Source organism: Pseudomonas sp. St290 (assembly GCF_018325805.1).
GTDB lineage: Bacteria > Pseudomonadota > Gammaproteobacteria > Pseudomonadales > Pseudomonadaceae > Aquipseudomonas > Aquipseudomonas bijieensis.
The window spans coordinates 2,590,041-2,608,930 of sequence record NZ_AP014703.1 but is presented as its reverse complement, the minus strand read 5'-3'; the positions used below and the strand labels follow the sequence as shown (position 1 = coordinate 2,608,930).

At 59.8% G+C, this 18,890-nt stretch carries 16 protein-coding genes; 8 read left to right on the top strand and 8 right to left on the bottom strand.

The features are described 5' to 3' along the window. Nucleotides 1-21: 21 nt before the first annotated feature. The 3 genes from pstA to pstS all read right to left on the bottom strand — a co-directional run bounded on the left by pstA (nt 22) and on the right by pstS (nt 3,005). Entirely contained in the window at nt 22-933 is a 912-nt protein-coding gene (gene pstA, locus PBDP_RS11465) for a phosphate ABC transporter permease PstA (RefSeq protein ID WP_116832030.1), read from the bottom strand. Then, nucleotides 933-1,898 carry a phosphate ABC transporter permease subunit PstC gene (pstC, locus tag PBDP_RS11460; protein WP_109755277.1) on the bottom strand — a complete coding sequence of 322 codons (966 nt, stop codon included), beginning with the start codon at nt 1,896-1,898 and terminating at the stop codon, nt 933-935. Before pstC ends, pstA begins: the two co-directional genes overlap by 1 nt. A gap of 75 nt (nt 1,899-1,973) precedes the next feature. Then, complete coding sequence (pstS, locus tag PBDP_RS11455; RefSeq protein ID WP_109755278.1) at nt 1,974-3,005, bottom strand: phosphate ABC transporter substrate-binding protein PstS; 1,032 nt, start codon at nt 3,003-3,005, stop codon at nt 1,974-1,976. Nucleotides 3,006-3,188: 183 nt separating this feature from the next. Here pstS and ppk2 point away from each other — a divergent pair, with 183 nt between their 5' ends. Continuing rightward, the gene (gene ppk2 / locus PBDP_RS11450; protein WP_109755279.1) at nt 3,189-4,106 is read left to right on the top strand and encodes a polyphosphate kinase 2; all 918 of its coding nucleotides are present in this window, start codon (nt 3,189-3,191) and stop codon (nt 4,104-4,106) included. A 162-nt stretch (nt 4,107-4,268) separates the two neighbouring features. Here ppk2 and PBDP_RS11445 read toward each other — a convergent pair whose 3' ends face one another. After that, nucleotides 4,269-5,201, bottom strand: a complete 933-nt coding sequence (locus tag PBDP_RS11445; RefSeq protein ID WP_109755280.1) for a LysR family transcriptional regulator — start codon at nt 5,199-5,201, stop codon at nt 4,269-4,271. Nucleotides 5,202-5,324: 123 nt separating this feature from the next. Between PBDP_RS11445 and ilvD the strand changes: the two genes are divergently transcribed. The 7 genes from ilvD (at nt 5,325) to PBDP_RS11410 (ending at nt 14,401) form a co-directional block, all read left to right on the top strand. Then, nucleotides 5,325-7,037 carry a dihydroxy-acid dehydratase gene (ilvD, locus tag PBDP_RS11440; protein WP_212802259.1) on the top strand — a complete coding sequence of 571 codons (1,713 nt, stop codon included), beginning with the start codon at nt 5,325-5,327 and terminating at the stop codon, nt 7,035-7,037. After that, complete coding sequence (locus PBDP_RS11435; protein ID WP_212802258.1) at nt 7,034-8,317, top strand: aconitase X; 1,284 nt, start codon at nt 7,034-7,036, stop codon at nt 8,315-8,317. Before ilvD ends, PBDP_RS11435 begins: the two co-directional genes overlap by 4 nt. Continuing rightward, complete coding sequence (locus PBDP_RS11430; protein ID WP_212802257.1) at nt 8,314-8,796, top strand: aconitase X swivel domain-containing protein; 483 nt, start codon at nt 8,314-8,316, stop codon at nt 8,794-8,796. The genes PBDP_RS11435 and PBDP_RS11430 overlap by 4 nt, the downstream gene beginning before the upstream one ends. A gap of 91 nt (nt 8,797-8,887) precedes the next feature. Further along, nucleotides 8,888-10,165, top strand: coding sequence for an FAD-dependent oxidoreductase (locus PBDP_RS11425; RefSeq protein ID WP_109755283.1), 1,278 nt, complete (start codon nt 8,888-8,890; stop codon nt 10,163-10,165). A gap of 78 nt (nt 10,166-10,243) precedes the next feature. After that, nucleotides 10,244-11,608, top strand: coding sequence for an MFS transporter (locus PBDP_RS11420; RefSeq protein ID WP_109755284.1), 1,365 nt, complete (start codon nt 10,244-10,246; stop codon nt 11,606-11,608). A 113-nt stretch (nt 11,609-11,721) separates the two neighbouring features. Beyond that, nucleotides 11,722-12,951: an OprD family porin gene (locus PBDP_RS11415; protein ID WP_163854272.1), complete on the top strand. Its 1,230-nt coding sequence runs from the start codon at nt 11,722-11,724 to the stop codon at nt 12,949-12,951. A gap of 52 nt (nt 12,952-13,003) precedes the next feature. Beyond that, complete coding sequence (locus PBDP_RS11410) at nt 13,004-14,401, top strand: MFS transporter (protein ID WP_109755286.1); 1,398 nt, start codon at nt 13,004-13,006, stop codon at nt 14,399-14,401. Nucleotides 14,402-14,484: 83 nt separating this feature from the next. Here the strand turns inward: PBDP_RS11410 and PBDP_RS11405 are convergent, their stop codons facing one another. The 4 genes from PBDP_RS11405 to PBDP_RS11390 all read right to left on the bottom strand — a co-directional run bounded on the left by PBDP_RS11405 (nt 14,485) and on the right by PBDP_RS11390 (nt 18,856). Next, the gene (locus PBDP_RS11405; RefSeq protein WP_233459533.1) at nt 14,485-16,203 is read right to left on the bottom strand and encodes a RopAA-2; all 1,719 of its coding nucleotides are present in this window, start codon (nt 16,201-16,203) and stop codon (nt 14,485-14,487) included. Nucleotides 16,204-16,446: 243 nt separating this feature from the next. Further along, nucleotides 16,447-17,283: a sugar phosphate isomerase/epimerase family protein gene (locus PBDP_RS11400; protein WP_053178882.1), complete on the bottom strand. Its 837-nt coding sequence runs from the start codon at nt 17,281-17,283 to the stop codon at nt 16,447-16,449. Nucleotide 17,284: 1 nt separating this feature from the next. Beyond that, nucleotides 17,285-18,526 (bottom strand): NAD(P)/FAD-dependent oxidoreductase, encoded by a 1,242-nt coding sequence (locus PBDP_RS11395; protein WP_116832021.1) that lies wholly within the window; start codon nt 18,524-18,526, stop codon nt 17,285-17,287. 9 nt (nt 18,527-18,535) lie between these two features. Then, entirely contained in the window at nt 18,536-18,856 is a 321-nt protein-coding gene (locus PBDP_RS11390) for a MocE family 2Fe-2S type ferredoxin (RefSeq protein WP_212802256.1), read from the bottom strand. Nucleotides 18,857-18,890: the final 34 nt, after the last annotated feature.

The following is an 18,890-nucleotide window of genomic DNA, read 5'->3' as shown; positions in this document are numbered from 1 at the left end:
CAAGATCAGATGCTCCCGTTCTTAATATTTGGGCTTGCCGAAAATACGGCTGATGATGTTCACGAACAGCACGATCATCACCAGCACCAGTGAGGCCGCCCACGCGAGTTCAAGTTGGTTGTCGAAAGGCATCCCGGAGAAGTTGTAGATCAGCACCGCCAGCGAGGCGGTCGGGTTCATGACCTCGAGATTGCCCTGGTGGTAAATCCAATAGTTGCTGAACAGCGCGGTAAACAGCAGCGGCGCCGTCTCGCCCGCGGCACGTGCCACAGCGAGCATGACCCCGGTCAGGATGGCCGGCATGCCGGTCGGCAAGATGATTTTCCAGATCACCTGCGAGCGGGTGCAGCCCATGCCATAGGCGGCATCCTTCATGATCTTGGGCACCATCCGCATCGACTCTTCCGCCGTCAGCACGACGATTGGCAGCATCAGGACCGCCAGCGCCACGCCACCCGCCGGCGCCGAATACGTACCGGTGGTCATCACCACCAGGGCGTAGGCAAACACCCCGGCCAGGATCGACGGCAGGCCCGTGAGCATCTTGGCGGCAAAACGCGCTGCGTTCCCCAGCTTGCTGTCCGGTCCCAGCTCAGCCAGGAAGATTGCCGCCATGATGCCGACCGGCACCGCGATCGCCGCCGCGATACCGACCATCACGAAGGTCCCTGCCATCGCGTTGCCGAAACCGCCACCCATCTCGAAGCCCGTCGGCGGCAGTTCGGTAAAGACTTCCAGGTTGAGACGCGCGCCGCCGCGGGTAATCAGCATGTAGAGCACGGAGATCAGCGGCACACTGGCCAGTAGCGCACCAGCCCAGACCAGGGTGGTCAAGATCAGGCTTCGCAGGGCACGGCCTTCGAACTTGCGCTGCAGGCTGGGCATCGCGCCTGTTGGAGACGTCAGGTCTGTTGCAGCAGTGAGATCAGTCATCACTTATTACCCCGTTGGGCGTACATCATGATCATCGAACCGAAAATGTTCACGATCAGCGTAATCAACATCAACACCAGGGCGGCATACATCAACACCTCGATCTCGTTCGGCCCGGCTTCGGGGAAGTTCAACGCCAGCAGGGCGGCGAGCGTGTTGGCCGGTGCAAACAGCGAGAGGGAAATGTTGTTGGCATTGCCGACCAGCATGGCCAGCGCCATCGTTTCACCCAGGGCGCGCCCCAGGCCCAGCACCAGAGAGCCGAAGATGCCGGTGGCGGCGGAAGGCACCATCACCTTGAGAATCGCTTCCCAATGGGTAGTCCCCATGCCGTAGGCGGCCTGCTTGGTTTTCATTGGCACAGCCGTGAGCGCGTCCTGCGAAACGGCGGCAATGGTCGGCAGAATCATGATGGCGAGCACCAGCGCTGCGGGTAGCAAGCCTGGGCCGCTCAGGGTCGTGCCGAAAAAGGGTACCCAGCCGAGTTCGCTGTTCAACCAAGTTGTCAGCGGCCGAATCGCCGGGATCACCACGTAGATCCCCCACAGGCCATAAACCACGCTGGGAATGGCCGCGAGCAGTTCGACGATGGTACGGAAGATGGCGGCGAGCTTGGGCGGCAGGAAATCCTGGGTCAGGAAAATCGCCATGCTGACGCCGAAAAAACCAGCGATCAGCAATGCGATAAAGGCGCTGTAGAGCGTGCCCCAGATAGCCGGCAGGATGCCGTATTTGCCTTGGTTAACGTCCCAGACGCTGCCCAAAAGCACATCAAAGCCGTGCTTCTCCATGCCGGGAAGAGCCTTGCGTCCCACCTCGAACACCAGCGCAAATACCAACGCCAGAATCAGTACCACGCCGATACGCGCAAGCGCACGAAAGGTGCGATCAACCAGGAAATCCTTCCTCGAGGGTGGTTGGCAGGCAGAGTCCGGATTAACCGGTACGACAAAAGGTTTGTTCATGGGCTGAGTCCGGAACAAGGGGAAAAACTCTCCCGGCGTGGCGCAGACGCACACTCCGAGAGAGACCTCACGGCGTTACTGGATGTTGGCGGACGCTTTGCGAACCTGTTCGACGACCGATTGCGGCAATGGGATATAACCCATCGAATCGGCAATCTTCTGCCCCTCGGCCAGGCTGTATTCGACCATTTCACGCATGGCCTTGGCCTTGGCCGGATTGCCGTTGTCCTTGCGGAAAATCATCCAGGTGTAGGACGTGATCGGGTAGGACTTGGCACCGTCCGGATCAGGCAACCAGGCCACCAGGTTTTCCGGCATCTTCACCGCCGCCAGGGCCTCGGCACCGCTTTCGGCGTTTGGCACGACGTACTGACCGGCCTTGTTCTGCAGTTGAGCGAAGTCAACCTTGGCGAGCTTGGCGAAGCCGTATTCGATATACCCGATCGCGCCCGGGGTTTGGCGCACAGTGGCCGTGACACCATCGTTCTTCGGCGACTTGATGAACTTGTCGCTCGCCGGCCAGTTGACGGTATTGCCCTCTCCCAACGCCTGCTTGAACTCCGGATTGATTGTCGCCAGGTGCTTAGTGAATACCGCAGTCGTGCCGCTGGAGTCTGCACGCACAACAACCGTGATCGGCGTATCGGAGAGTTTCAGATCCGGGTTGGCGGCGACGATCTTCGGATCGTTCCAGCGGGTGATTTTGCCCAGAAAAATGTTGGAATACACATCTCGGGGCAGTTTGAGCCCCTTCGGATTGCCCGGCAGGTTATAAGCCAGCACGATTTCACCTGCGGTCATCGGCAACAACTGCACGCCTTCGGCGACCTTGGCGATATCTTCCTCTTTCATCGCCGAGTCACTGGCGGCGAAATCAACCGTTTTGTTCAGAAAGTCCTGTACACCCGCGCCACTACCCTTGGATTGGTAATCCACAGTGACACCGTCAGATTTCTTGCTGAAATCCTTGAACCAAGTGAGGTAGATCGGTGCAGGGAAACTCGCCCCGGACCCCGTCAGACGGACACTCTCTGCAGCGTAGGACGCCGAGGTGGCACAAAGAGAAACCGCAATGGCGAGCGCAGCAGACTTCATCAAACTTTTCATTAGGGGAACACCTTGTGATTACGGGCTCCCGAACTCTGCACCAGTTTTGTTACGCTCTCGTGAAAGTTGAATGGCAGCAGCACGCTCATTCTCTATATGGCCCAGCACAGGATTTAATGTAATTGGTTCGTAACAAATTACGCCTAACACTTTGCCATCCACCCTCGCGCGAGCCTCCCTCCTATGTCTCCCAGAGAAGCCACCTTAATCCAGCGCGTCCACCGTGAACTGCTTGATCACAGTGATGAAGAGCTGGAATTGGAATTATCCGAAGACGGTCATGACCTGAACGCGCTGTTCGATGAGCACGTAGAGGAAGGTACCGAGAAGGATGCTCGCAGGACCTATTTCAGCGAACTGTTCCGCCTGCAAGGCGAACTGGTAAAGCTGCAAAGCTGGGTGGTCAAGACGGGCCACAAAGTCGTGATCCTGTTCGAAGGGCGTGATGCAGCCGGAAAAGGCGGTGTGATCAAACGTATCACCCAACGCCTGAATCCCAGGGTCTGCCGGGTCGCCGCCCTACCCGCCCCCAACGACCGGGAACGTACTCAGTGGTACTTCCAGCGCTATGTCTCGCACCTGCCGGCGGCGGGCGAAATCGTGCTGTTTGACCGTAGTTGGTACAACCGTGCCGGGGTGGAACAAGTGATGGGGTTTTGCAACGAAGATCAGTACGAGGAGTTCTTCCGTACTGTACCGGAGTTCGAACGTATGCTCGCCCGCTCCGGCATCCAGTTGATCAAATACTGGTTCTCCATTTCCGACCAGGAACAGCATCTGCGCTTTCTCAGTCGCATCCATGATCCGCTCAAGCAATGGAAACTCAGCCCCATGGATCTGGAGTCCCGTCGGCGTTGGGAAGCCTATACCAAGGCCAAGGAAATCATGCTTGAACGCACCCACATCGCCGAAGCGCCGTGGTGGGTGGTACAAGCTGATGACAAAAAGAAAGCCAGGCTCAACTGCATCCATCACCTTCTCGGGCAGATGCCCTACGAAGAGGTGGAAATGCCGGTAATCGAACTGCCGCAACGCGTCAGGCAGGAGGATTATTCCCGCAGCCCCACGCCGCCGGAACTCATCGTGCCTCAGGTCTATTAAGGTCAGCCAAATGGGGGCACGCCGTTAAGGGCTTACGTGCGACTCACAAAACCCAAAGGCGCGATGAGGGGCCCGAAGAGCTGCCGATCTGCTGGACCGGCCTGGACGAGCAGAACCCAACCGGGCGGAATCAGTTATTTAAATTAACCATTGCTCCATGAATCAAATCGACATCTGCTCGCTAGGAGAAAAGTCACCGAGCAACTCAATGAAGGACTGACGCAACCAACGATTAGCCGGGTCATGATGAAAGCGCGTATGCCAATACAGGTGTATGTCATATCCGCAGATAGCCCAAGGCAGCGGGACCAGGCGCACATTGGTAATTTCGGAGAACCGCCGGCCGACTGCCAGTGGGACGGTGGCGATCATGTCGGACTCGGCCACCAGGAACGGCACGCCCATGAACCGTGGCAGGCTGAACCGCACCCGTCGCGTTACGCCGTGGGAGGCCAGCTCCTTATCCAGCACACCCATGCCGCGCCCCTCGGCCTGGACGGCGACATGCACGGCAGCCTGGTATTGCTCGGCGCTTATGGTGTCGCCGATGGTGGGATGATCGCTGCGCACTATGCACACGAAAGAGTGGCTGTACAGCGCCCGATGCCGGATCGAGGTGTTGAGCAAACGAGGGAAATAGCCAATGGCCGCGTCGACCTCGCCAGCGTCCAAGCCCTCTTCCAATTGCTCGGAGGACAACGCCTGAGTGCGAATTCTCAGCTTCGGCGCCGTTTTGTCGAGCATGCGCATCAGCCGTGGCAGGAACACCATTTCACCGATATCCGACATGCACAACACTAACTGGCGATCCGAGTGTTCGGCGACGAATCCCGTGGACGGCAGTACCTCGCTGCTGACCATCTCCAGAATGCGTTGCACCGGCTCGGCGATCTGCAAGGCTCTCGCGGTGGGCTGCATACCATGGGAGGTACGGATGAACAAAGGATCGTCGAATAGCGTCCGTAACTTGCCCAGGGCGAAACTCATGGCAGGTTGACTGAGCCCCATGAGATCCCCGGCCAGGGTCACGCTTTGCTTTTTGCGCAACGCATCGAAGACTTTCAACAGGTTGAGGTCGACGTCCTTGATATCCATATTTTGGATTTTATCTATAAGTGAAATAAGGTTTTCGGATTCTAGGCCGACGCCTAGACTCGGTACAAGATGGTTAACGCGATTAACCGGATTGGCATTCTTATAACAATAACGGAGCACCCCATGCCCAAGAAGCTGCGCAGCAATTTCCCTTACGGGTCCTATTTGTGGGCTGTGCGCGCCGCCCAGTGGCGCGCCTTGGGGATCGATGAGAGCGAGCTGGAGAAACCCAAGATCGCTATCGTGAACTCGTCGTCCAACCTGGCGATCTGTTTCAGCCATCTGGATGGCATCGCCAATGCCCTCAAGCAATCGATACGCGATGCCGGCGCCCTGCCCTTCGAAATTCGTACTGCCGCTCCCAGTGACTTCATCACCGGCGCTGGTGCCGGGGGTGCCTATATGCTCGCTGCCCGCGACCTCATCACCAATGATATCGAAGTCGCGGTCGAAGGCGCTCAACTCGACGGCATGATCTGCCTGGCCTCCTGCGACAAGACCGTGCCCGGCCAACTGATGGCCGCCGCCCGCCTGAATATTCCGACGCTGGTAGTGGTCTGTGGCTACCAGCCGAGTGGCGAATACAACGGTAAGCATGTCGATATCGAAGACGTGTTCATCAGTTCCATGCACGTGGTCACAGGCAAGCTACCGGTCGAGGAATTGGCCGGCATGGCCCGCAATGCCATCAAGGGCCCTGGGGTCTGCTCGGGGATGGGCACCGCCAACTCGATGCACCTGGTGTGTGAAGCCCTTGGCATGGCTTTGCCCGGCAGCGCGCCCATCGCGGCCAACAGCCGGCAGATGTTCGACTTCGTGCACCAAGCCGGCCAACGCATTGTGGAAATGGTCGAAGAAGACCTCAAACCTCGCGATATCCTCACCCCAGAGGCCTTCGCCAATGCAGTGGCGACCATTCTCGCCGCGGGCGGCTCCGTCAATACCATCAAGCATATGCAGGCGGTGGCAGCCGAAGGCGGAGTCGACGTGGACGTCTACCAGCTCTTCAGGGACCTGGGCAAACAGGTGCCTGTGCTGGTTGGCGTACGGCCGGTGGGTGAACATAGCATCGAGCAAATGGAAGCCGCAGGCGGTGGGCGTGGGCTGCTCAAGCGCCTGGAGCCCTTGCTGCATGGCGATGCATTGACGGTCACCGGCAAAACCCTGAGGCAGAACCTGCACGGGGTGATCGTCAGCGACGATGCAGTGATCCGCCCGCTGGACAACCCCTTCGCCACCCAGCCAGCCATCGTGATGCTGCGCGGCAATATCGCGCCCCAGGCAGGCATCGTCAAATACGGCATTGACCCGCAGAAGATGCGCCGCTTCGAGGGGCCTGCGATCTGTTTCGAACGCTCCGCCGATGCCATCGAAGCCTTGCAGGACGGGCGCATCCAGCCCGGCCATGTAGTGGTCATGCGCGGTGCCGGCGTGCGCGGCGGGCCGGCCATGGGCGGCGGCGCCTCGAAAGTGGTGTTCGCCATTGACGGCGCCGGGTTGGGCGACCACGTGGCCATGCTGACTGACGGTCATCTTTCAGGGTTGGTGTGCAAGGGCCTGGTCGTGGCTGAAGTCGCTCCTGAAGCGGCCGTCGGCGGACCTTTGGCGCTGGTCGAGGACGGCGACATTGTCACCATCGACCTGGACCTCAACACCCTCGATGCCAATATCAGCGAAACCGAGATGCAAGCACGGCGGGCCCGCTGGCGGCCTTTGGCGCCACAGTTCGGCGGCGGCTGGCTGGACATCTACCGCAATAACGTGTCGTCCATGGAGCACGGTGCGGTCCTGATCAAACCGCTCGACATCAGCCGTTCGGGAGAACAGCCGCAATGAGATTGCGCGACGACGAGAAAGCCATGCTCGCCGGCGACCAAGGTCCGGCGGTGCAAAAAGCCATGGATTTGCTGGTGCGTTATGGCGAGGCCCTGGACGCAGAATGTCTGGTGGACACGCGCAATGTGGCCGGAACCATCGGTGCCACCACCCCGTTCCTGCGTCAGTACGCCGAGCGCGAGGGTGGCATGGACGCGGTGTTCAGCGAGTTCAATCTCGACAGCGCCGAGGTGGTCAGAATCCCCAAGGTCAAGGTCTTCAGCAGTCACCTGCAGCAAGGCATCGACCCTCGGCATGCCGAACGCCAAGGCATCTCGCCGGATGTGGTGCGCATTTATGAAACCGGCCAGGCCTACAGCAGCGGCCTGGGCGTGCAACCGTTGAATACCTGCACGCCCTATCAAGTCGGCAACGTACCGGTGAAAGGCGAACACTGCGCGTGGATGGAATCCTCCGCCGTGATCTACATCAACTCGGTACTCGGCGCCCGTACCAATGCCGAGGGCCGCGAGAGCACCGGCGCAGCGATGCTGACCGGCAAGATTCCCTATTGGGGCCTGCACCTGGACGAGAACCGTCGCGGTACCCACCTGATCCAGTTGGATATAGACGTGAGCACCACGGCCGACTGGGGACTGCTCGGCTACTGGGTCGGTGAACAGGTGCAGGATTGCATCCCGGTCATCGAAGGCGTGAGCCATCAGCCCAACCTGGCGCGTCTCAAGCACTTTGGCGCGGCGGCGGCTTCCAGCGGTGGCGTGGAAATGTATCACCTGGTCGGGGTCACACCTGAAGCACGCACTCGCGAGCAAGCGTTCGGCGCCTCCCGGCCTTCAGCCACGTTGCGCTTTGGTGAAGCCGAACGGCGCTGGGCCTACGAGCAAGTCAACGTCACGGCGCGCGATGCACAAGTCGATTTCGTCATGCTCGGCTGCCCGCATTACAGCCTCGAACAAATCTGGGAAGTCTGCCAACTGCTGGAAGGCCAGCGCCTGAGTGCGAACACCGAGCTCTGGATATTTACCGCCGCGTCGATCAAGCAACTGGCAGACGTGGCCGGTTACACCCACATCATTGAGCAGGCAGGTGGGCATGTGATGACCGATACCTGCTCGGCAATCGGCAAGGTGCTGCCCAAGGGCACGCGCGTGGCGGCCGTGGACTCGGCCAAGCAGGCCCATTACCTGCCGGCGATCATGGGCATCCAGGCGTGGTTCGGCACCACCGCAGAATGCGTCCAGGCGGCCATCGATGGCCGTTGGAAAGGAGTACTGAAATGAGCGCAACCTTTACGCTCCGAGGCCGCAAGGTTGTCGGCGGCTGCTTCGAAGGCGAAGCCTTGGTGACCCATGACCGCATCTCCGGTTGGGGTGGCATCGACCCGCGCAGCGGCACCGTCATCGAGACGCGCCACGAGCTCAAGGGCATCAGTTTCGCCGGCAAGGTCCTCGTGTTTCCCGGCGCCAAGGGGTCTTCCGGCTGGTCCTCGCAGTTCCATGTCGCCCGTCTCGCTGGCGTCGCGCCTGGCGCCATGTTGTTCAATGAAATGACGGCGAAAATGGGCCTTGGTGCCGTTGTCGTCCATGCACCAGCCATGACCGACTTCAACGAGGACCCGCTGAACCGGATTCGCACCGGGGATTGGGTCCGCGTCGATGCCGACGCCGGGACCGTCGAAGTGATCCCGCGTCAATCGCGTACCGATCTATCCACACAGCCACGGCCGCCCGGCCTGGAACGAACGCGAAACCCGTCGTAACCCGAATATGACTGCCGAAACACCTGCTCCCGTGGCCCTCGGTCAACGGGCTCGGGCTCGGCTACCCTGTTGACACCTCAAAGGTAGTTTTATGGCTCATGTTATTCGCACGGTACGCCGTACCAGCGCCCCCACCGCCCAACGCTTGCAGGCCGACGTATGCATCGCCGGGGCTGGTATCTCCGGTATTTCAGCCGCCCTCGAGGCCGCCGCGCTCGGCAAGCGCGTGGTGCTGTTCGACGCCCTGCCGATGCTCGGCGGCCAAGCGGTCGGCTCGATCATCGGCACCTTCTGCGGACTGTTCTCCAATGGTCCGAACCGCCAACTGCTGACCCATGGCATTGCCGACGGTATCCTTCGCGACTTGGGTGCATCGGGAGACTTGCACCAGGCCATCGGGCCATTGACTACCGTGGTTTACTACGACGAAGTCGCCCTCGGTCGCTGGATTGGCCAAAAGGTGCTCGACGCAGGCATCACCGTAGTGCTCGGTGCGGTGTTACGTGATGTAGTGCGCGAAGGCACGCGGGTCCAGGAAGTGGAGTTGGCCACACGCTATGGCGACGTGCGCGTGGCGGCCAACGGTTTCATCGATGCCAGTGGTGATGCGGCACTGGTGTGGAACGCGGGACTCGCCTGTCGCGAGCCGGATACGCCAATCTATGGCACCCAAATGTTCGTCCTTGAACATATCAACGAAGCCCACTTGCCCACCCGTGCGCAATTCACCGAACGGGTCAAGCAAAAGGCCAAGAGCTACGGTATCGAACGCGATGACGGCTTGTTCTTCCAATTTCCTGGACGCGGCACGGCGGCCTTCAACATGACACACATCGAAACGCCCCTGGACCCCGTCGCCGCCTCTCACGTCGCCATCGCCGGGCGCCAGCAGGTGGACCAAGTGATCCACTTCCTCCAATCGGAGTACCCCGAGGCTTATGGCAAGGCCAAAGTGCGGGCGTATGCGTTGCCAGGCATTCGCCAGACTCGCTGGATCGTCGGACACCACCATCTGACAACTGACGAAGTGCGGGCTGCGACGATATTCCCGGATGCGGTAGCACGTACCTCCTGGCCGGTGGAATTACACGGCAATACCAGCGGTTACCAGTGGGAGCCCTTTGGTGACGATCACATCCACAGCGTGCCGCTGCGCAGCATGCTTCCCCAAGGCAGCGATAACCTGGTCGTCGCCGGCCGCTGCATAGACGCCGATGCAGCCGCGCTGTCGAGCGTCCGCGTGATGGGGCCGTGTATCGCGATGGGGGCCGCCGCCGCTCATGCGCTGGATCTCGCAGGCCCCGACGGCAGGTTGAGTGACATACCCGCCCAGGCATTGCATGAGAGGCTGGCGTTCAATCTGGAATAGTTTCAAGCGGTTCGACGCGCCCGCCGTGCAGAGCGGGCGCCACTCCAACAACAATAAAAAATGCAGTGGAGAACGCACATGTCACAGCCCCGTACCCTGGATGTCGCGGCACTTATAGAAGGCCGCAAGTTGTCACGCTTCAACTACGTGGTGATTCTGGTCTCGGTATTGATCACCTTCCTCGACGGCTTCGATTTGCTGGTGCTCTCGCACACCGCCTCCTACATCGCCGATGAGGTCGGCCTGGACAAGATCCAACTGGGTGAAATCTTCTCCATCGGCCTGTTGGGCATGATGCTGGGCGGTTTTTTCTTCGGTTATCTGGGTGATCGCATCGGACGGCGTCCCACGATTCTGTTCTCCACTTGCTCGTTCGGCCTGTTGACGCTGCTGTTTGTCATGGCCGACAGCTACGAATCGCTGATGGTCCTGCGTTTTTTCAATGGCTTCGCCCTGGGCGCCATGCTGCCATTGTGCTGGGCCCTGAACATCGAGTTCGTCCCCAAGCGTTATCGCTCCACAGTGGTCACTGTCATCATGGTCGGGTTCAGCCTCGGCAGCGCGATGGCCGGCCCGCTGACGGTGTGGCTGGCGCCGCATATCGGCTGGCAGGGCGTGTTCGTGTTCGGCGGCGTGGTCACGCTGTTCGCCTGGGTGCTGTTGTGGTTCACCCTGCCTGAATCAGTTCGTTTCCTGGCCAGCAAGCGTAAGGCACCGGAGAAAATCGCGGCGATTCTCAAGCGCATGGATCCGCAGCTGGATGTGCGCCCCACTGACCAGTTCGTCCTGTTGGACGAGCCGGATATCGGTCGCCAGGCATTTCGAGTCAGCCAGTTGTTCATCGGTCGCTTGAAATGGATCACACCCATGATCTGGCTAGGCTACTCCGCCAGTTCCATGGCCATGTACTTCCTCGCCTCCTGGAGCCCTCTGGTCTATCAATACGCAGGATTCGATCGCGCGACAGCGTCGTGGGTCAGCTCCATAGCCTCGTTCAGCGGCGCGATGGCGGGCCTGGCGATGATGCGCTTCGTCGATACCCGTGGACCGTACATGGTGATGATCTATCCGCTGCTGGCCTTGCCCTTCCTGCTGGTACTGGGCATCACCGGCATGCAGGGCACCGCGTTCCTGATGCTGAGCCTGGTCGGCGGCGTGTTCGTCAAAGGCTCCCACTATGGAATCCTCAGCATTGCCGGGATCTTCTACCCCAGTGCCATTCGCGCCAATGGCGCCGGCTGGGCCACCTCCATCGCCAAAATCGGCTCGATCCTAGGTCCATTGCTGGGCGCTTATGTACTTAACAGCGGCCTGCCGGTGGTCAAGAGTTTCCTGGTCCTGGCGATCTGCCCCGCCGTGCTGGCAGCCTGCGCGTTTGTCATCGGTCACCTGACTCGCCGCCACCCGGCAGCAGCCCCGTTGCCCGCCTCATCACAAACCTGAACGTCCCCGGCTGATTCACAACGCCTGAAGCAGGCAGCCCTTACCGCGTCGTCATCGGCGCGGTCAGGCAACGCTCGTCCTGAATAAACCTACTTATCCTGAGACCAATAAAAATGAACAGGAATCTCGCCCTCGCCACAGCCCTGATGCTCTGCGGCCAAGCCACCTACGCCCATGCGGATTTCATCAAAGACAGCAGCGCGACGCTGACGACGCGCAACTTTTATCTGAATCGCGACTTCCGCCAGAGCGGTGCCCCTCAGGCCAAGGCCGAAGAATGGACTCAGGGCTTCATCGCCGAACTTCAGTCTGGATACACTGACGGCACCGTTGGCTTCGGGCTCGATGCCCTGGGTGAACTGGGGATCAAGCTCGACTCCGGCCCGGGCCGTCGCGGCACCGGTCTGCTGCCCTATGGCCCTGATAGCAACCAACCCGTGGACGATTACAGCGAACTGGGCCTGACGGCAAAAATGCGCGCGTCAAAGACCCAGCTCAAAGTGGGGACCCTGATGCCGATTCATCCGCTGGCGTATTACAGCGATACCCGACTGCTGCCCTCGACCTTCACTGGCGCCTACCTGACGTCCGGTGAACTCGACAACCTGACTGTCACCGCAGCGAGACTGACCAAAGCCAACGGCCGCGACTCAGCCGGTAACGACGACATCGGCTATTCCGGCCAAAGCAGCGATCACCTGGACCTGCTCGGCGGCGATTACACCATTGGCAAACAGCTGACCCTGCGCTACCACCACGGCGAGCTGCAGGACATCTACCGTCAGCAGTTCGCTGGCCTGATACATGTACTGCCCCTGGGCGAGGGCGTAAGCCTGCGCTCCGACCTGCGCTATGTCGACAGCAATGACATTGGCGTCGGGAAAGCCGGGAAGATCGACAACCGCAACTTCAACGGCATGTTCACCTTGACCGTCGGGGCCCAGCGCTTCTCCGCAGCGTTCCAGCGCCTGTCGGGCGAAAGTGCGTTTCCTGTCATCGATACCGGCACCCCCTATGTGGTGAACCTGGTCACCTACAACTCTTTCATCAAGGCCAACGAGAAATCCTGGCAGTTGCGTTACGAATATGACTTCGCCGCACTCGGCATACCCGGCCTGACGTTCATGACCCGTTACGTGAAAGGCGACGATATCCGCACGCGCGCCGTCACTGACGGCAGTGAATGGGAACGTGACACCGACCTGACTTACGTCTTCCAGAGCGGTGCCCTGGAAGGCCTGAACGTGCGTTGGCGCAACCTCACCTTCCGCTCCGGAGATGGCCTGACCCAGCAGCTCGACGAGAATCGCCTCATCGTGGCTTACACCTGGAAACTGTGGTGAGTCCCATCCTTGGGAGCCTGCTCGCTTGCGTCTTACTGTGTGGAGATCACTCATGACTTCGTCACGCGCAATTGATGTCGCCGCCCTGATCGAGGGGCGCAAACTGTCGAGTTTCAACTATCTGATTATCTGTGTGTCAGTGCTGATCACGTTCCTCGATGGCTTTGATTTGTTGATGCTGTCCCATACCGCCGCCTATATGGCCGACGAAATCGGCCTGGACAAACTGCAACTGGGCAACATTTTTTCCATCGGGTTGTTCGGCATGATGCTGGGGGGATTCTTTTTCGGTTATCTCGGCGACCGGATCGGCCGCCGCCCAACCATCATTCTGTCCACCAGTGCCTTTGGTGTACTGACGCTGCTGTTCACCTTTGCCGACAGCTACGCCTCGCTGCTGGTGCTGCGTTTTCTCAACGGCTTTGCCCTGGGCGCCATGCTGCCGTTGTGTTGGGCACTGAACATCGAATTCGTGCCCAAGCGCTACCGTGCCAGCGTGATCACCATCATCATGGTCGGCTTCAGCCTGGGGGGCGCGGCAGCCGGTCCACTGACCGTATGGCTCGCACCTCAGTACGGCTGGGCCAGTGTGTTCGTACTGGGCGGCATCGCCACGCTGTTGTCCAGCGCCCTGTTGTTTTTCACCCTGCCGGAATCAGTGCGGTTTCTGGTGAGCAAGCAGAAGCAACCGAAAACCGTGGTGCGAATCCTCAGGCGTCTGGATCCCGACATCGATTGGCGTGCTGGGGACCGCTATTTTCTGGCCGATGAAATCGACATCGGCCGCCAACCATTTCGGGTCGGACAGCTGTTCATCGGCAAACTGAAATGGATCACGCCCATGATCTGGATCGGCTTTGGTGCAAGCTCCATGGCCATGTACTTCCTCGCCTCATGGAGCCCTCTGGTGTATCAGTATGCGGGCTTCGACCGGGCTACCGCGTCCTGGGTGAGTTCCTTCGCGTCCTTCAGCGGCGCCATGGCCGGGCTTGTGTTGATGCGAGTGGTCGACACCCGGGGGCCTTATGCGGTGATGATTTATCCCCTGCTTTCATTACCCTTCCTGCTGGTGCTGGGCATTGGCGACCCGCAGGGCAACGTCTTCATTGTACTGAGCATGGTCGGCGCCATTTTCGTCAAGGGCAGTCACTACGGCATCACCAGCATCGCCGGGATTTTCTACCCCAGTGCCATTCGCGGCAACGGCGCTGGCTGGGCGGCCTCCATGGGCAAGTTCGGGTCGATTTGCGGGCCGCTACTGGGTGCCTATGTGCTCAACAGCGGGATGCCCGTAGTGAAGAGCTTTGCGGTATTGGCCTTGTGCCCGGCGGTGCTTGGAGTATGTGCCTTTACCGTAGCGCGCATCGATAAGCACGCGACCCGCGCCGGGACGCTCAATGCTGATGAGGATGTCTGCGAGTTTTCGGGCACAAAAAAACCACTCATCTGAGTGGCTTTTTTGTAAATCCTGGAGAGGGAGACGAGACGAGCGATCCGGGCTTCCAACTTTTGGTCATGGACACCTCAAGGCTGCTACACGATATCGCCATCATCCTGAGCAGGCGGACGCGCGGGCGCTGAGGACGATGCTTGACCCTGCGTAACCGCGAGCGGCTGCATGGGCATGCTCTGACCATGAGCGGTTTGGCTTTGAGAGGTGGCCGCGGCGCGTTGCCTCAGGGCTCCAATGCTTTTGTCCCAGGCCGATTGGGAGGTGCTGCCAATGGCACCGGCAACGCTAATGACGCCATCCCCTGCCGCTTGAGCTGCACTTTTTGTGTGATGGGTCGCTGAAACAGCTGTCTCTTTGACAAATCTGGCACCGGTGAGCGATGTCTTGAGTGCAAGCTCACCGCCCTTGACCGCCACCCTGCCAGCGGCATCTGCGCCCCCTTCGACTGCTTTTGGTACATGGGCATCGACAGCAGCGATGGCTTTTTTCGGCACTGACCCACCTAGCGAGGCGCCAGCTGCCCATAGCCCGAAAGCCAGGGTACCCAATACGTTTTTTACACCCTCCGAGGCAGCGGTAGCCGCCATTTTTCCCAGCTCCTTAGACTTGGCCAAGTTAGCTGTGGCGGTTGTAGCCGCGCCCATTGCAGAAAAACCGCCAATCAGGAGGCCATTTCCTACAACACTGACCGGGTCCAGTATCTCTTTCAAGGCGTCGCCGCTGATGACCGCATTCAGAGCCGTAGCCGCGCCTTCACCAAGCCGCGCGGAAACCATCTTAACCAGGGCAGTGGCATCGAGATCCTTCAAAGTCTCGAAGTCATCCAGCCATTCGGTATCTTGATCAATAGGCTTATGAGGCTGCCCTTGCGGTACAGCATCCCGACGACCATAGAGCATTGCAGGGTCAGCTAAATGGTTAGTGCGATCGCGGCTTACATTGTAATGCTCAATTGCTATACCCACGATGATAGCCGTGACCGGTCGTAAAGCGGGTTGCAGGATTGCATCCAGGTTCTCTTTGCCAGCAGCCGTCATGGCAAGCGTTGATGCGTACATTGCCGTATTACGCACGGCAAACCCGGTGAGCCACTTATTGGCTTCGTCGAAGGCATTACGCAATGGCCCCTTGTCCAACGCCAGCAGCTTTTCCGCCACTGATGCTTGAAGCGCCGGGTGCAGTGTATCGCTCTCGGGTTTGAGGTAATAACCAGGCTTAAAGCCTGCAATCATCTTGTTACCGGCAGCATCCGCCATACCGGCATACAAGCATGACATGGCGTTCTCTATCGCCGCTTCGCGCACTGTATTGCCATGCTTGCCCGCGACCTGAAGGATGGACGGCTCGAAATTACCGGCCTCGGTAAGCGCCGCAAAGGGCGTCCCGCCCATTCCTGACTTTATCGACGCAAACAGTCTGTCGGCTCTGGCTGCGTTTTTTTCCGCCTTCTCCATGTCATGGACGTTATAGCCCCCCGCCTCTAACCGTTGAGCACGGTCATCGCGAATGGCGTTCAGCTCCGCGTTGCGGGCGCTTGAAGCAGAGGCAGCGGGTTGATCGGAGCCAGCCTCTGTTTCAAGGTGAGCCTCGAAATGGTTTTGAAGGCGCACGCTCATCGCTAACCCGATAGCGCCGAGGTCAGGCGAGTGAGAGGCCTGTTGCGTTGCTTCCTGCTGTATCTCATCAGGTACACGAGTCAGCTCGCGGCTTGCACGTACATTAGGCGTATCCATGGCGTTATCACTCTTAGTGATCGGCAGATAGAAGAATGCAAATGACCCCGCTATGAGCGGCGACATCCTTGCACCTGAGTGGCCGTGCCGGAAAAAGCGTTCCAAAGGATTTGATAAAAATGAACACTAAGCGGCTACTGGATAACACGCGCACTCGCCGTGCGTACCAAAATGACCTGCAAGACTTTTGAAATCTGTCGGCCCCCTGACTTGGCTGCCCCAAACGAGGAACAGGATCTTGCGGTTTTCCAATCTGGACCTCAGCCGTTTTATCCACTGATACAGACCGTCAACCCATCATGCCTTAGATCAGCGCCCCGCCTGACACTCATCCCAAACACCACGCATCAGTTCCTTCAGCATCAGCGCCTCGCCCCAGCGATCCGTTATATCGCGCCCATCACTCCCCGTGATCGCATAGGGTGGCGGCCCAAGCTCGCAGGTGAAGGACAGGCTCGCGGGTGTGTTCGGTCGCGCCAGCCAATCCTTGATTCCGTAACGCCACCAGCCCAGAAACCGGTCCAACCAAGGGCGATGCTGGGCGAAGGTCAAGGGCACCTGGACCTGTTCACTATTAGCGACCCGCCCGTGAAAACCCCAACTGTGTCGCAAGATGGTGTGAATCTGTTCGTCGTCTTCGGCAGTGGCCGACTCAGGCAGTTCGCGGCCCACAACGTAATGGGACAAGTCAGCCAACAATTTGAGGTCGGGCATCTGCGCGAGCAAGTCGAGGGTGAACAACAGGTCACTGGTGAGACGATAGCGGTGGGTTTCCAGCAGGATCGGAAAGTCCACCTGCTCGGCCAGACGCTGCCAGCCCTCGATCAGAGTGATCGCCTGAGCCAGCGTGCGCGGCCGGACGTCGGCTTGCAGCGTGAGGTGGTGGCAGCCGTAGCGGGAGGCAACCTCAAGCGCTTGCGCCAAGTCACTCACGGTGCGGGGAAACAGTTGACCTTCGATTTGCAGGCCTTGCGCCTTGGCAGCGGCATGCAGACGTTCGGCCTGTGGCGCAATCCAGAAGTGGTCGGTGATCCCATCGAAGCCAGCGGCGGCAATCTTCTCCACCTGCGCCTCAAGGGAAAGATCACATTGACCACGGTGATCTTGCATGGCCCACAGGGACTGAAATACCAGGAATTCACGCATGTCAGGGCCTTAGCAGATGTTTGAGCGACACATCGGCGTCGGCCAATGCGTCCACAGAGAGTGGGGTCAAGTTGGCAATCAGCCGTTCACACAACTTGATGTCCTTGGCAACGCTGTTGCCCTGCCCCCAACCGCAGGCGCCTTGCAAACGCTGCTCGGTATCCAGGTAGAACAGCAGCAGACCACCGTCCGCCAGGGTGCGAATGGCCGAAGGTGGTGTCGGTGAGATCACGCCCACCGTCTGCAAGCCCCAGTCGTACTGATCAGACCAGAAGCCGGGAACTCCCTCGAACGGCAACTCGCCGCCCAACAGATTCAATGCCGCGTGACGGCCCTGGGTCTCGGCATTGCGCCAGGTTTCCTGGCGTTGGAATAACGCGTCGGCGTGCAGGCGAAACTCGCACACATCGCCGGCGGCAAAGATGTCTGGCGCGCTGGTGCGCAACTGGGCATCGACTCGAATTCCCTGGTCCACCTCAAGCCCCGCCGCCGCGGCCAATTCGATGTTGGGTTGCATGCCGATACCGACCACCACCCAGTCACAGGGCAGCACCTGGCCGTCCACCAATTGCACCGCCTCAGCGCGTTCAATGCCTTGTACAAATTCGAGCGCTACGTTCAGCCGCACGTCCACGCCCTGTTGCCGATGCAACTCCAACAAGGCCTGGGATATGGCTTCAGGCAAGACTCGCCCGGCCAGTCGTGGCCCGGCCTCCAGCAACGTCACCTGACAGCCCAGGGTTCGAGCCGTTGCCGCGACTTCGAGGCCGATAAAGCCACCGCCGACAATCACCAGGCGCGTGCCGGGCCTCAATGCGCTGCGCAGGGCCAGGGCTTCGTCATGGGTGCGCAGGTAAAGCACGTTGGCCATAGATTCAGGCACCTGGGGCAAGCGACGCGCTCTCCCTCCGGTCGCCAGCAGTAATCGGCTGTAGGACAGCCAACGTCCGTCGCTCAATTGCAGGCGGTGGTGCTGCGGATCCAGACTTTTTACCGGGTTGCCCGCCAGGTGTTCGATGTTCAGTTCAGTGAGCCGGCTCTCCTCCCACAGGCTGCAATCGTCCAGGTCCATCGTGCCCTGCAGCAAGCCCTTGGACAGCGGAGGACGCTCGTACGGCCGATGGCGTTCATCGCCGATCAGGATCAGCCGACCGGTATAACCCTGCTCGCGCAAGGTCAGCGCCGCGCGGCCACCGGCATGGCCGGCGCCGACGATAATCAGTGGAGCATTCATGGCGTGCACTCCTGGCGGTCAAGCCGAAATGGCGAGCAGAACCCGTCCCGCGTTGACCCGTACCGGATAGGTCTTGAGATTGACGCACACTGGCGCCCCCAAGGCTTTGCCGTTGCGATAGTCAAAGCGCCCGTTGTGCTTGGGGCACTCGATGACGTGGTCCATCACCAGGCCGTCAGCCAGGTGGATCGACTCGTGAGTACACAGGCCAGCAGTGGCGAAAAACTCGTTGTCAGCAGAGCGGTAGATGGCATAGGTATGCGGACCGTGGTCGAAACGAATGACGTCTTCTTCATTGATTTCGCCCACGGCGCATACATCGATCCATTGATCGTTCATGGCGTTTTCTCTTGTTCGGGGTACAGCCGGAAGG

What these genes read in the sequence shown, in the direction of transcription:
- PBDP_RS11420 (WP_109755284.1), top strand. Translation starts at nt 10,244, where the DNA reads ATGTCACAGCCCCGTACCCTGGATGTCGCGGCACTTATAGAAGGCCGC.
- pstA (WP_116832030.1), bottom strand. Translation starts at nt 933, where the DNA reads ATGACTGATCTCACTGCTGCAACAGACCTGACGTCTCCAACAGGCGCG.
- ppk2 (WP_109755279.1), top strand. Translation starts at nt 3,189, where the DNA reads ATGTCTCCCAGAGAAGCCACCTTAATCCAGCGCGTCCACCGTGAACTG.
- PBDP_RS11435 (WP_212802258.1), top strand. Translation starts at nt 7,034, where the DNA reads ATGAGATTGCGCGACGACGAGAAAGCCATGCTCGCCGGCGACCAAGGT.
- pstC (WP_109755277.1), bottom strand. Translation starts at nt 1,898, where the DNA reads ATGAACAAACCTTTTGTCGTACCGGTTAATCCGGACTCTGCCTGCCAA.
- ilvD (WP_212802259.1), top strand. Translation starts at nt 5,325, where the DNA reads ATGCCCAAGAAGCTGCGCAGCAATTTCCCTTACGGGTCCTATTTGTGG.
- PBDP_RS11445 (WP_109755280.1), bottom strand. Translation starts at nt 5,201, where the DNA reads ATGGATATCAAGGACGTCGACCTCAACCTGTTGAAAGTCTTCGATGCG.
- PBDP_RS11400 (WP_053178882.1), bottom strand. Translation starts at nt 17,283, where the DNA reads ATGCGTGAATTCCTGGTATTTCAGTCCCTGTGGGCCATGCAAGATCAC.
- PBDP_RS11405 (WP_233459533.1), bottom strand. Translation starts at nt 16,203, where the DNA reads ATGTCGCCGCTCATAGCGGGGTCATTTGCATTCTTCTATCTGCCGATC.
- PBDP_RS11425 (WP_109755283.1), top strand. Translation starts at nt 8,888, where the DNA reads ATGGCTCATGTTATTCGCACGGTACGCCGTACCAGCGCCCCCACCGCC.
- PBDP_RS11410 (WP_109755286.1), top strand. Translation starts at nt 13,004, where the DNA reads ATGACTTCGTCACGCGCAATTGATGTCGCCGCCCTGATCGAGGGGCGC.
- PBDP_RS11390 (WP_212802256.1), bottom strand. Translation starts at nt 18,856, where the DNA reads ATGAACGATCAATGGATCGATGTATGCGCCGTGGGCGAAATCAATGAA.
- pstS (WP_109755278.1), bottom strand. Translation starts at nt 3,005, where the DNA reads ATGAAAAGTTTGATGAAGTCTGCTGCGCTCGCCATTGCGGTTTCTCTT.
- PBDP_RS11430 (WP_212802257.1), top strand. Translation starts at nt 8,314, where the DNA reads ATGAGCGCAACCTTTACGCTCCGAGGCCGCAAGGTTGTCGGCGGCTGC.
- PBDP_RS11415 (WP_163854272.1), top strand. Translation starts at nt 11,722, where the DNA reads ATGAACAGGAATCTCGCCCTCGCCACAGCCCTGATGCTCTGCGGCCAA.